Source organism: Corynebacterium sp. HMSC05E07 (genome assembly GCF_001807225.1).
GTDB lineage: Bacteria > Actinomycetota > Actinomycetes > Mycobacteriales > Mycobacteriaceae > Corynebacterium > Corynebacterium singulare.
In genome coordinates, this window is sequence record NZ_KV788275.1 from 1 (window position 1) to 12,912 (window position 12,912).

General features: G+C 61.6%; 11 protein-coding genes. 10 read left to right on the forward strand and 1 reads right to left on the reverse strand.

Going from position 1 to position 12,912, the window contains the following annotated elements; genetic code table 11:
- From sucB to HMPREF3149_RS11590, 8 genes are all read left to right on the forward strand, one after another.
- On the forward strand, positions 1 to 1,081 hold a 1,081-nt coding region (gene sucB / locus HMPREF3149_RS11555), incomplete at its 5' end, for a 2-oxoglutarate dehydrogenase, E2 component, dihydrolipoamide succinyltransferase (RefSeq protein ID WP_070538313.1).
- A gap of 105 nt (positions 1,082 to 1,186) precedes the next feature.
- A complete protein-coding gene (locus HMPREF3149_RS11560) occupies positions 1,187 to 2,341 on the forward strand; it encodes an MFS transporter (protein WP_070538315.1) in 1,155 nt (384 codons plus the stop codon).
- Between the two features lie 73 nt (positions 2,342 to 2,414).
- Entirely contained in the window at positions 2,415 to 5,291 is a 2,877-nt protein-coding gene (gene gcvP / locus HMPREF3149_RS11565) for an aminomethyl-transferring glycine dehydrogenase (RefSeq protein WP_070538317.1), read from the forward strand.
- Positions 5,292 to 5,294: 3 nt separating this feature from the next.
- Positions 5,295 to 6,407, forward strand: a complete 1,113-nt coding sequence (gcvT, locus tag HMPREF3149_RS11570) for a glycine cleavage system aminomethyltransferase GcvT (protein WP_070538319.1) — start codon at positions 5,295 to 5,297, stop codon at positions 6,405 to 6,407.
- A 40-nt stretch (positions 6,408 to 6,447) separates the two neighbouring features.
- Positions 6,448 to 6,840, forward strand: a complete 393-nt coding sequence (gene gcvH, locus HMPREF3149_RS11575) for a glycine cleavage system protein GcvH (RefSeq protein WP_070538321.1) — start codon at positions 6,448 to 6,450, stop codon at positions 6,838 to 6,840.
- A 35-nt stretch (positions 6,841 to 6,875) separates the two neighbouring features.
- Positions 6,876 to 7,694: a lipoyl(octanoyl) transferase LipB gene (gene lipB, locus HMPREF3149_RS11580; protein ID WP_070538323.1), complete on the forward strand. Its 819-nt coding sequence runs from the start codon at positions 6,876 to 6,878 to the stop codon at positions 7,692 to 7,694.
- 88 nt (positions 7,695 to 7,782) lie between these two features.
- Entirely contained in the window at positions 7,783 to 8,847 is a 1,065-nt protein-coding gene (gene lipA / locus HMPREF3149_RS11585) for a lipoyl synthase (protein ID WP_070538325.1), read from the forward strand.
- Positions 8,848 to 8,888: 41 nt separating this feature from the next.
- Positions 8,889 to 9,674, forward strand: coding sequence for a DUF4191 domain-containing protein (locus HMPREF3149_RS11590; RefSeq protein ID WP_042531635.1), 786 nt, complete (start codon positions 8,889 to 8,891; stop codon positions 9,672 to 9,674).
- Positions 9,675 to 10,012: 338 nt separating this feature from the next.
- On the opposite strand, the gene HMPREF3149_RS11595 is transcribed toward HMPREF3149_RS11590, so the two are convergent.
- Complete coding sequence (locus tag HMPREF3149_RS11595; RefSeq protein WP_042531661.1) at positions 10,013 to 10,447, reverse strand: RDD family protein; 435 nt, start codon at positions 10,445 to 10,447, stop codon at positions 10,013 to 10,015.
- Positions 10,448 to 10,576: 129 nt separating this feature from the next.
- On the opposite strand from HMPREF3149_RS11595, the gene glnA reads away from it, so the two are divergent.
- Positions 10,577 to 12,010 carry a type I glutamate--ammonia ligase gene (glnA, locus tag HMPREF3149_RS11600; RefSeq protein WP_070538327.1) on the forward strand — a complete coding sequence of 478 codons (1,434 nt, stop codon included), beginning with the start codon at positions 10,577 to 10,579 and terminating at the stop codon, positions 12,008 to 12,010.
- A gap of 230 nt (positions 12,011 to 12,240) precedes the next feature.
- Entirely contained in the window at positions 12,241 to 12,828 is a 588-nt protein-coding gene (locus HMPREF3149_RS13485) for a hypothetical protein (protein ID WP_141741526.1), read from the forward strand.
- Positions 12,829 to 12,912 lie beyond the last annotated feature (84 nt).

The following is a 12,912-nucleotide window of genomic DNA, read 5'->3' on the forward strand; positions in this document are numbered from 1 at the left end:
GGACAAGGCAGAAGAAAAGAAGGAAGAGCCAAAGGCAGACGACAAGGCTGACAAGTCCGAGGAGAAGAAGCCGGCTGCTGCTGCTTCTGCGTCCTCCGAGCCGAAGGCTTCGGAGACCTCCACCAAGGTCAACAACGGCGACAACATTCCGTACGTCACCCCGCTCGTGCGCAAGCTCGCTGAGAAGCACGGCGTGGATCTGTCCACTGTCTCCGGCACCGGTGTTGGTGGCCGCATCCGCAAGCAGGATGTTCTGGCTGCTGCAGGCGAGGGCGAGGCTCCGGCAACCTCTGCTGGCTCTGACTCTTCCAACCCGCGTGCTCGCTGGTCCACCAAGTCCGTGGATCCGGAGAAGCAGGAGCTCATCGGCACCACCCAGAAGGTCAACCGCATTCGCGAGATCACGGCCTCCAAGATGGTTGAGGCTCTCCAGATCTCCGCTCAGCTGACCCACGTCCAGGAAGTCGACATGACCGCTATTTGGGACCTGCGCAAGCAGTCCAAGCAGGCGTTCATTGACAAGTACGAGGCCAACCTCTCCTTCCTGCCGTTCATTGTGAAGGCCACCGTTGAGGCACTGGTGTCCCACCCGAACGTGAACGCCTCCTACAACCCGGAGACTAAGGAGATGACGTACCACGCTGACGTGAACGTGGCCATCGCCGTGGACACCCCGAAGGGCCTGCTGACTCCGGTCATCCACAAGGCTCAGGAGCTCTCCCTCCCGGAGATCGCGCAGAAGATTGCTGAGCTGGCTGACAAGGCCCGCAACAACAAGCTCAAGCCGAACGACCTCACTGGTGCCACCTTCACCGTGACCAACATCGGTTCTGAGGGCGCCCTGCTGGATACCCCGATTCTGGTTCCGCCGCAGGCCGGCATCCTGGGCACCGCAGCCATCACCAAGCGTGCTGTTGTGGTGACCGAGGACGGCCAGGATGCTATCGCTATCCGCCAGATGTGCTACCTGCCGTTCACCTACGACCACCAGGTGGTCGACGGTGCCGACGCTGGTCGCTTCATCACGACCATCAAGGACCGCCTTGAGACTGCGGACTTCTCCGCAGATCTCAACCTCTAGTTCTTAGAGTGTCCTAGCTCCCCGTGCTTCGGCGCGGGGAGCTTCGTCGTTTTCCGTGGACATAAACAACCACCGGATGTGATTCAGCACACTAGACTGGGCCGCATGGTTTCTCAGAAGTGGTTCCGCATTGCTCTCGGCATGTTTCTCGTAGCGTGCGGCGCCAACCTCTTCGCCCCCATGGTGGTGGTCTATCAACTCACCACGCCCTTGGGAATTCTGCACACAACGTTCCTCTTCGGCATCTACGCCTTCGGGATCATGCTGGCTCTTTTCATAGCCGGGCCCCTGTCCGATTCGTTCGGGCGCCGTGCGGTTATGCGCCCAGCAGTTCTGACCACCACGGCAGGCTCGCTCATCTTGCTTCTCGGCTTCCACGGTGCGTTTCTGCCGCTGTTAATCGGCAGACTGTGCATTGGCGCAGCCGTGGGCATGGCCATGTCCTCGGGAGCAGCGTGGATTAAGGAGCTCAGTACGCACGTGCACGTCGGCGCCAAGCGTTCCTCCGTTGCTTTATCCTCCGGCTTTGCGCTGGCCCCCGGCATGGCGGGCCTTAGCGCGCAGTACCTGCCGTGGCCCACGGTGCTTCCCTACCTTTTCCATATCGCACTCGCGCTGGTTGTGGTTCCCCTGGTGTGGATGGTCCCAGAGCTCCCCACCACTTCGGGGCGGACCACCCGCCAGCCTTTCTTCCCCACTAGTCTGCTAACCCCGCGTTATCTACACGTCATCGCGTATGCGCCATGGGTCTTTGGCACGGTCACCACAACCTTCGTCTTCCTGCCTTCGCAGCTCAGTGAGCACCTGGACCGTCCCATCCTGGTAGCGGGGCTCATGGCCATGGTGACTATGGGAAGTGGTGTCATCATCCAGCAGCTTGCCGGCCGCATTCGAATGACGCCTTTCCACGGCATGGTGCTCGCCGCCCTCGGCATGGGGTTGTGTCTGGTCATCCTTGCCGCCGCGCACCACGGCTGGGTTGTAGCGTTGTTGCCGATTGCGGCGATTGTCATGGGCAGTTCCTACGGCATCGGTATGCTCACGGGCTTGGCGGAAACGCAGGCGATTGCGCACCCGGATCAGCTCGGCGCGGCGACGGGGGTGTTTTATTCGCTCACCTATCTCGGCTTCTTCGCGCCCTTCATCCTGTCGCTTCTGGGGCCTGCGGTGGGTTATTCCTCCGCGTTTATTCTCGGCTTGGTAGTCGCCGCAGTAACCGCTGGATGGTTGGGCATTAAAGCCAGGGGTAGCCGGGGTTAATGTCATACGCCACGCCTTATACTAAAAGGCGGTTTAGGCCATACTGACTAACGCCACGAAGGAGTTCAAACACATGGATTTCATCTCTCGTCATCTCGGCCCCAATGAAGCCGAGCGTGCGACGATGCTCAAGGCCGTGGGCTATGACAGCGTTGAGGCGCTTGTCGATGCCGCCCTCCCCACCACCATCCGCGCCGTTGAGTCTCTCAATCTTCCGGAGGCGCTGAGTGAGGACGATGCCCAGGCCAAGCTGCGCGAGTACGCCTCGCAGAACGTCGTGCTGAAGTCTTTCTACGGCCAGGGCTACTCCGATACCCTCACCCCCGCGGTCATCCGCCGCGGTTTGCTGGAGGATGCCGGTTGGTACACCGCCTACACGCCCTACCAGCCGGAGATTTCGCAAGGCCGCCTGGAAGCCCTGCTCAACTTCCAGACCATGATCGAGTCCCTGACCGGTCTGCCCATTGCGAATGCCTCCCTGCTTGATGAGGCCTCCGCCACCGCCGAAGCCGTGGGCCTCATGGCTCGCGCGGTGAAGAAGGGCCGTCGCGTTCTGCTCGATTCCCGCCTTCACCCGCAGGTTCTCGCCGTGGCTGCGGAGCGCGCCCGCGCCATTGAACTCGAGGTGGAAATCGCCGATGTCCGCGATGGCATCGTTGGTGAGGACCTTGTCGGCGCCATCCTGGCATACACCGGTACCGAGGGTGACATTGTTGATCCGCGTGCGGTGATTGAGGAACTGCACACCCGCGGTGCGCTTGCCGCCGTAGTGACTGATCCGCTCTCTTTGCTCCTCCTTGAAGCCCCCGGCGCGATGGGCGCGGACGTCGTCCTCGGCTCCTCGCAGCGCTTCGGTGTTCCGCTTTTCTTTGGCGGCCCGCATGCAGCCTTCATGGCTGTGACGGAGAAGCTCAAGCGCCAGATGCCGGGACGCATCGTCGGCGTGTCCAAGGATGCTGCTGGCCGCCCGGCCTACCGCCTCGCACTGCAGACCCGTGAGCAGCACATCCGTCGCGAACGCGCGACTTCTAATATTTGTACTGCCCAGGCACTGCTAGCCAACGTGGCTTCCATGTACGCGGTCTACCACGGCCCGAAGGGGCTGAAGGACATCGCGCAGCGCGTCCATGACCGTGCCTCGGCCTTCGCCCAGGCCGTGAGCGGCGCCGGCAAGGAGCTGGTTTCCCGCGAGTTCTTCGACACCGTCACTGTGACCGGTGTGGATGCCGCGGCCATCAAGTCGCAGCTGCAAGAGCGGGGCTACCTGGTGCGCGCAATTGGCGCGGACAAGGTTGCGGTCTCCTTTGGTGAATCCGCCACCAACGAGGACGTGGCCGCACTGGCCCAGGCCTTCGGCGCGCAGGCCTCCGATATCCCTGAGGAAGCAGCCACGGGTTCCTCCTCCTTCGGCATCCCGAACTCGGTGCAGCGCTCTGAGGAACCGCTGCAGCACGAGATCTTCAACTCCATTCACTCCGAAACCCAGATGCTGCGTTACCTGCGCACCCTGGCCGATAAGGATCTGGCGCTTGATCGCACCATGATCCCGCTGGGGTCGTGCACGATGAAGCTCAACCCCACCTCCGCCATGGAGCCCATTTCCTGGCCGGAGTTCGCGGGTATCCACCCCTTCGCCCCAGAAGAGACCACCGCCGGCTGGCGCGCGCTCATTGAAGAGCTTGAGGCTTGGCTGTCAGAAATCACGGGCTACGCCCAGGTCTCCATTCAGCCCAACGCGGGCTCCCAGGGCGAGCTCGCCGGTTTGCTGGCTATCCGCCGCTACCACGTGGCCAATGGTGACCACGGCCGCGATGTCATTCTCATCCCAGCTTCTGCCCACGGCACGAATGCGGCTTCGGCTACGCTGGCCAACCTGCGCGTCGTGGTGGTCAAAACCGCTGATGATGGTTCCATCGACGTCGCTGACCTCGACGCCAAGATTGAGCAGCACGGCGAACACGTTGCCGGCATCATGATTACCTACCCCTCTACCCACGGTGTCTTCGATCCCGAGGTCCGCGAGGTCTGCGACAAGGTTCACGCGGCCGGCGGCCAGGTCTACATTGATGGCGCGAACATGAACGCACTGGCCGGTTGGGCCCGTCCGGGTGCTTTCGGTGGCGATGTCTCTCACCTCAACCTGCACAAGACCTTCACCATCCCGCACGGCGGTGGCGGCCCGGGTGTGGGCCCGGTGGGCGTCGCCAAGCACTTGGTTCCCTTCTTGCCTACCGACGCCAACGATCCACAGCTCGATCCCTCCCAGCCGGCGCAGGATGGCGGGGGCGTGCCGTCCACGGCTACGCGCTATGGTTCGGCCGGTGTGCTGCCGATTTCCTGGTCTTACCTGGCCATGATCGGTTCCCAGGGCCTTACCGATGCCACGAGCCATGCCATCCTCGGTGCGAATTACCTGGCGCAGAACCTCAAGGATTCTTTCCCGGTGCTGTACACCGGCAACGCGGGCCTGGTGGCCCACGAATGCATCTTTGACCTGCGCGAGCTTACCGACGCCTCCGGTGTCACCGCCGCCGACGTGGCCAAGCGCCTCGTGGACTACGGCTTCCATGCCCCGACCTTGTCCTTCCCGGTGGCCGGCACACTTATGGTGGAGCCCACCGAGTCCGAGGACCTGGGCGAGCTGGATCGTTTCATCGAGGCAATGCGCTCCATCCGCGCTGAGATTCAGGAGATCATCGACGGTTCGGTGACTTACGAGGACTCCGTCATCCACCACGCGCCCTTTACCGCAGAGGCTGTCGCCGCTGATGACTGGGGCTTTAACTTCAGCCGTCAGCAGGCCGCCTATCCGGTGGCATCGCTGCGCCGCGGCAAGTACTTCCCGCCAGTGCGCCGCATCGATGAGGCGTACGGTGACCGCAACCTCATGTGCAGCTGCCCGCCGCCCGAGGCCTTCGACTACTCCGATGAGAACACCCAGGAGGATTAATTCATGACTGACCAACTGCACTCCCCGCTGCACGCCGAGCACGAGAAGCTTGGCGCCACCTTCACGGCCTTCGGACCGTGGGACATGCCGCTGAAGTACGACAACGAGCTGGACGAGCACCGCGCCGTCCGTAACGCCGCCGGACTCTTCGACCTCTCCCACATGGGTGAAATCTGGGTCAACGGCCCGGATGCCGCCGAATTCCTGTCCTACTGCTTCATCTCAAACCTCACGACCCTCAAGGTGGGCAAGGCGAAATACTCCATGATCTGCGCCGACGACGGCGGCATCATGGATGACCTCATCTCCTACCGCCTAGAGGAGACCAAGTTCCTCGTCGTCCCGAACGCCGGCAATGCCGACGCAGTGTGGGAGGCCCTGAACGAACGCGCCGAGGGCTTTGATGTGGATCTGAAGAACGAGTCCCGTGACGTAGCCATGATTGCCGTCCAGGGGCCGAAGGCAATGGAAATCCTCGTCCCGCTGGTGGAGGACACCAAGCAGCAGGCCGTCATGGATCTGCCCTACTACGCCGCGATGACCGGCAAGGTGGCCCGCAAGTACGCATTCATCTGCCGCACCGGCTACACCGGTGAGGATGGCTTCGAGCTCATCGTCTACAACTCCGATGCCCCGGAACTGTGGGAAGAACTGCTCAAGGCCGGCGAAGAGTACGGCCTCCAGCCCTGTGGTCTGGCAGCCCGCGACTCCCTGCGCTTGGAGGCCGGCATGCCGCTCTACGGCAACGAACTGACCCGTGACATCACCCCGGTAGAGGCTGGCATGGCCCGCGCCTTTGCCAAGAAGGAGCAGGACTTCGTCGGTGCTGAGGTACTGCGCCAGCGTGCGGAGGAAGGCCCGAAGGCTGTCATCACCGGCCTCATCTCCTCCCAGCGCCGTGCTGCTCGTGCTGGCTCCGAGGTCTTCGTGGGCGAGAAGAAGGTCGGCACCGTCACCTCTGGCCAGCCCTCCCCCACCTTGGGGCACCCAGTAGCGCTCGCTCTTCTCGATACCGCAGCTGGTCTCGAGCCGGGAACAGCCGTCGAGGTGGATATTCGCGGCAAGCGCTACCCCTTCGAGGTTTCCGCGCTGCCGTTCTACAAGCGTGAGAAGTAAACTCCCTACTGAATTCATCTACTGAAAGGACCCCCTTCCAATGGCTACCCTTCCTTCTGATTTCTCCTACTCCGAGGACCACGAGTGGATCAATGCCACCGCTGACTCCGTGGCCGGCGCCACCGTTCGCGTCGGCATCACCTCCGTCGCCGCTGACCGTCTGGGCGAGGTTGTCTTTGCTGAGCTGCCGGCCGTGGGTGACACCGTCGAGCACGGCGAGACCTGTGGTGAGGTCGAGTCCACCAAGTCCGTCTCTGATCTCTACTCCCCGGTCACTGGCACCGTCACCGCCGTCAACGAGGATGTTCACGATGACTACGCCGTCATCAACAACGACCCGTTCGGCGAGGGCTGGCTCTTCGAAGTTGAGGTCACCGAGGCCGGCGAGCTCATGACCGCTGAGGAGTACGCCTCCGCTAACGGAGTCGCTTAAAAGTTCTGGCGACGCGAGGACTACCATGGGTTGCCATGACTGCTCCCCGCGAACCATTTTTCCCCGCTGATCGCTCCATCCGTGCTTCCGCCGAGCCACTGGAGATCCGCCACCTGGGCCGCATGGGTTACCAGGAAACCTGGGATCTGCAGGCTGAGCTCGCGGCGGCGCGGGCGGCGGGCACGCAGGGTGATGTCATCCTCGTGGTGGAGCACCCTAACGTCTACACGGCCGGCAAGCGCACGCAGCCAGAGGATATGCCGGATAACGGTCTGCCGGTCATCGACGTTGACCGCGGCGGCCGCATCACGTGGCACGGCGAGGGCCAGCTCGTGGTCTACCCCATCATCAAGCTGGCGGAGCCGGTTGACGTCGTGGACTATGTCCGCCGCCTCGAAGAAGCCATCATTCAGGCCGTCCGCGAACTGGGTGTCACCACTGCTGGACGCATCGACGGCCGCTCCGGCGTGTGGGTCCCATCCACGACCCGTGCCGCCGACCCAACCGCCCCTACCCGTGACCGTAAGCTCGGCGCCTTGGGCATCCGCATCACTCGTGGCGTGACGATGCATGGTTTGGCGCTCAACTGCACCAATACCTTGGAGTACTACGAGCACATCGTGGCCTGCGGTATCGACGACGCCGACGTCTCCACCCTCTCTCTAGAACTCGGCCGCGAGGTGACCATGGACGAGGCAGAGGCCCCGCTTCTCGACGCCCTACAGAAGGCTCTTTCCGGTGAACTCACCGTGGCGGACCACACCTTCGCCTCCGCCCCCGATCCCATCAAGGTGGCCAATGAAAAGGCACGTCAAGCCCGCCAAGCACAGAAGGAGGCCCACCCCGGGGAATAAAGGCTTATGGGCCTTTGATTGTATTAGGAAGAGCACACACCGACGCGTAAAGTGAGTTTTTGTGACTGTAAAGCCTGAAGGACGCAAGATGCTCCGCATTGAGAAAAAGAATGCGGAGTCGCCCATCGAACAGAAGCCGCGCTGGATTCGCAACCAGGTCCGCACGGGACCGGGCTACGAGGATATGAAATCCCGCGTTGCCGGGGCTTCCCTGCACACGGTGTGTCAGGAAGCCGGCTGCCCCAACATCCACGAGTGCTGGGAATCGCGTGAGGCCCCCTTCCTCATCGGCGGTGACAAGTGCACCCGCCGGTGCGACTTCTGCGACATCGCCACCGGCAAACCGGAAGAGCTGGACCGTGACGAGCCTCGCCGCGTGGCCGAAAACATCCAGGAGATGGATCTTAACTACACCACCATCACCGGCGTCACTCGTGACGATCTACCGGACGAGGGCGCTTGGCTGTATGCCGAGGTGGTCCGCAAAATCCACGAGCTCAACCCGCACACCGGTGTAGAAAACCTCACCCCGGACTTCTCCGGCAAGCCGGATCTGCTCCAGGAGGTCTTCGAGGCTCGCCCGGAGGTCTTCGCCCACAACCTGGAGACCGTTCCGCGCATTTTCAAGCGCATCCGCCCGGCTTTCCGCTACGAGCGCTCCCTCGACGTCATCCGTCAGGCCCACGAGTTCGGACTGATCACCAAGTCCAACCTCATCCTCGGTATGGGTGAGACCGCGGAGGAGATCGAGGAGGCGCTGCGTGACTTGCGCGAGGTAGGCTGCGACATCATCACGATTACGCAGTACCTGCGCCCGGGTCCCCGCTTCCACCCGATTGAGCGCTGGGTGCGCCCGGAGGAGTTTGTGGAGCACTCCAAGTTGGCCAAGGAGCTCGGCTTCGGCGGCGTCATGTCTGGCCCGCTGGTTCGCTCCTCTTACCGCGCCGGCCGCCTCTACGTCCAGGCCATGGAGGCCCGCGGCCTCGAGCTGCCAGAGAACCTCAAGCACTTGGCGGAGACCTCCCAGGGCGCTACCGCCCAGGAGGCGTCCACCCTGATTGAGAAGTACGGCCCATCTGAGGAGACCCCGGTAACCACGCGCATGGTCAAGACCCCGGCGGGTGCCGACTCTGCTGCGTCGACGATCCGCTAGGCGTTTCCCTTTTTAATCCTCTGACCTTTAAAGTAGGAGCCATGGCTAACGACGACAAGGCATCGCTAAAGGAAGCGAAGAAGCAGGAGCGCGCGGCAAAGCGCGCTAAGCGCAAGCAGACCCGGTCACAGATGTGGCAAGCGTTCAACATGCAGCGCAAGCAGGACAAGGCGCTCATCCCCATCATGCTCGCTGCCTTCCTAGGCATGGGCTTGCTCTTCTTCCTCATTGGCTGGCTCTTCAACGGCCAGTGGTTCATGCTCATTCTGGGTTTGGGCATCGGCGCCATCCTCGCGATGTTCCTGTTCACCCGCCGCCTTGAGCGCGACATGTACAAGCAGGTCGAGGACCAACCTGGTGCCGCCGGGTGGGCGCTTGAGCAGCAGCTGCGTAACACCGTTGGTGTGGTGTGGAAGGTCAAGACCGGCGTGGCCGCAACCCGCCAGCAGGATCTCATCCACCGCGTCATCGGCAACTCCGGCGTCATCTTCGTTGTCGAGGGCGACCGCAAGCGCGTTGGCCCCACACTTAACCGCCTGAAGAAGCGCGTCGACCGCCTCGCCGGTGGCGTGCCGGTGTACGAGGTCTTCGTCGGCAACGGTGACGACGAGGTTCCCGTATCGAAGCTGCGCAGCCACATCATGAAGCTCCCGCGCAACTTCAACAAGAACGAGACCTACGACAACATCCGCCGCATTGAGGCCATGGATGATCTCCCCGGCACCACCCCGGGCCTGCCGAAGGGCCCCATGCCGCGCCAGGCTCAGAACATGTCCGGTATGAACCGTCGTATGCGCCGTATGCAGGAGCGCAAGGGCGGCAAGTAAGCCACCGTCCTCCGTTCATGAGACAGGTCCCTTTCCGAGTGGGAAAGGGACCTTTCTCATTTTGTTTCTTGCTCTGACATAGCCTCAGCGAGAAGTTCATAGGCCACACCATGTGGATTCTTCATGGCATCTGCTGCACGTCTCGATGGCATCTGCTGGACGGCATCTTTGGGGCTGAAAACACCATCTAGAGGGCCTACAAGGTGTTTTCAGGTGTGAAAACACCTTCCAGCACATGCCTTATGAAAGATGCCGTCTAGCCGGGCAACGGCTGGAAAACTTCGACAACCTCCGACCATAGGCCAGCCAGAAGCTGGTTTTAGGCATGATAGCTGGTTTTAGGCCATGATGACGGCGGTGCCAGTGGCGCGGTCGTGGAGGCCACGGCCATCGGCGTCCACCATTGCGGCTGGGAAAAGCACACCGGTGAGCAGCGTGCGGACAGCAGCGCGCCAGAAGCCCACAGTGGCACCCGGCTCATCCAGTCGGGCCACGCCCATCCCAAGAATGAGCATCCCCGGGGTGCGGGCAAAGAGCCAGCCGCACACAATGCCCATGACAGCCCAGACCGCATAGCCAAGAAAGGCAGGCCCGCCAAGAGAACTGGTGAATAGCTCAAGAAGGTTCGCTATGAGCATGGCCAAAAGCCAATCTATGAGCACGCCCCCTGTGCGGCGCATCACGGAGGCGAGTGCACCTGCCCCCTCCTTGGGGAGGCCGAGATCCTTTCCGGGCCACTCCCCCGGCCCGAAGCCATCTTTGTTGTCTGCCATGCCCACCAATCTAGTCGGCGGGCGGTAACGGGATGAAATTTCCCATTGCCTACCCCACCTGCCCCAGTGGTGGGCTCACTACCTGTAAACTGATCGGGAGTACTACAGGTCAACCAACAGGAGACAACCGTGTCCTTCGAGACAATCCAGGACGTCGTCAAATTCATCAAGGAAGAGGACGTCAAGTTCGTTGACATCCGCTTCACGGACGTTCCCGGCGCCGAGCACCACTTTTCCATTCCAGCAGATGAGTTCACCGAGGACGCGGCCGCTGAGGGCCTCGCTTTCGATGGCTCCTCCATCCGCGGATTCACCACCATCGATGAGTCGGATATGACCCTCCTGCCGGATCCGACCACGGCTTTCGTGGATCCGTTCCGCACCGCGAAGACCCTGAACATTAAGTTCTTCGTCCACGATCCGTTTACTCTCGAGTCGTTCAGCCGCGACCCGCGCAACATCGCCCGCAAGGCCGAGGAGTACCTCGCTTCTACCGGTATCGCCGATACTTGCAACTTCGGCGCAGAGGCAGAGTTCTACATCTTTGACTCTGTTCGCTACGGCACTGAAGTGCACAACGGTTTCTACGAGGTGGACACCGATGAGGGCTGGTGGAACCGTGGTTCCGAGACCAACTTCGATGGCACCCCGAACACCGGTTTCAAGACTCGCGTGAAGGGCGGATACTTCCCCACCGCGCCCGTCGACAAGCACGGCGAAGTCCGCGATGCCATGGTGCAGCAGCTACAGAAGGCCGGCTTCGCCATTGAACGTTTCCACCACGAGGTAGGCAGCGGCCAGAACGAGATCAACTACCGCTTCGACTCCTTGCTGCACGCGGCGGATGATATTCAAACCTTTAAGTACATCATCAAAAACACCGCTGAGCAGTACGGCAAGACCGTCACCTTCATGCCGAAGCCGCTGGCTGGTGACAACGGTTCTGGTATGCATGCCCACATGTCCCTGTGGAAGGACGGCCAGCCGCTCTTCCACGATGAGGCTGGCTACGCTGGGCTGTCTGACATGGCCCGCTACTACATCGGCGGCATCTTGGCCCACGCCCCGGCTGTGCTGGCGTTCACCAACCCAACGCTGAACTCCTACCACCGTCTGGTTCCAGGCTTCGAGGCCCCGATCAACCTGGTGTACTCGCAGCGTAACCGTTCTGCTGCTATCCGCATCCCGATTACCGGTTCCAACCCGAAGGCTAAGCGCATCGAGTTCCGTGCACCGGACCCGTCCGGTAACCCGTACCTGGGTTTCGCTGCCATGATGATGGCCGGCCTGGATGGTGTGAAGAACCGCATCGAGCCGCATGCTCCGGTGGATAAGGACCTCTACGAGCTTCCGCCGGCAGAGGCTGCCTCCATCCCGCAGGCCCCGACCTCCCTGGAAGCTTCTCTCGCCGCGCTGGAGGAAGACAATGACTTCCTGACTGAGGGCGATGTCTTCTCTGAGGACCTCATCGAGACCTACATCGAGTACAAGCGTGAGAACGAGATCGCGCCGTCTCGCCTGCGTCCGACTCCGCTGGAGTTTGAGATGTACTACGACTGCTAATCTCGCAGGATTCCCTGGTCTGGCCGTTTGGGCAGGCCAGGGATTTTTCATGTGTTCAGCGGACGGCGAATTCTAAGGGTGTGTGGAACCAGCGCGTCACTCAACCCAAAATGGCACATTATAATTCACATGCCAGTGTCCACAGCTTGGTCCGGCGAACTCACCCGGGGCTCTTCTGGGCGAGTAGAAATAGAAGCACACGGCAACTTCCCCATGAAAAGGCAAGCAGTATGAAAAAGCACACCCTCATTCTCGCCGCTACAGTTCTCGCCGTCGCTGGATGCAGCAGCCCCAGAGAAGAAACACCACACCCCGTCCCTTCTACCTCTAGTGCGCTGTCCAGTAGTACAGCCTCAACCTCGCCAAACTCCACCTCGGAGGAAAGCTCCATCCAAGCCGAAACCTCCACCTCAGACCAAGCCCGAACACCGGATCCCACAGTCCCAGACAACGCTCGACAGGAAAAGGACGCCCCGAGTGCGGAGCCGACCGTTGTTGAGTGTCTCGACGGATCCCCCGGCTCTGCCCGCTGGTCAGACGGCTCAGTTTCCTACTCCCAATGGTGCTTCGACACTCAAGAGGGAGAACAGGTCCTGGACGATGAACACCAGTCCGCCCCAGTAGATAGTAAGGAATGCGTAGGCTCGGCAGCAGAATGCGGCTACGGCACCGCTGACAATGGCGCACGTAACCCCACCTCAGGAGAAATACAGACCTACCACGGCTGCCAAGATGGATACATCACTGACCCTGCCCTGTGCTCTGCGGTAGAAGAGGTAGTCCGAGCTGCCGACCCGGACGGGACAATCTACAACTAGGCAAGGGGTCGCCGGTCACGCATCTCCACTTTCAGCCACGCACGACACACCGCCTTGTGTCCTCAGCAACTGCATACAACAAAT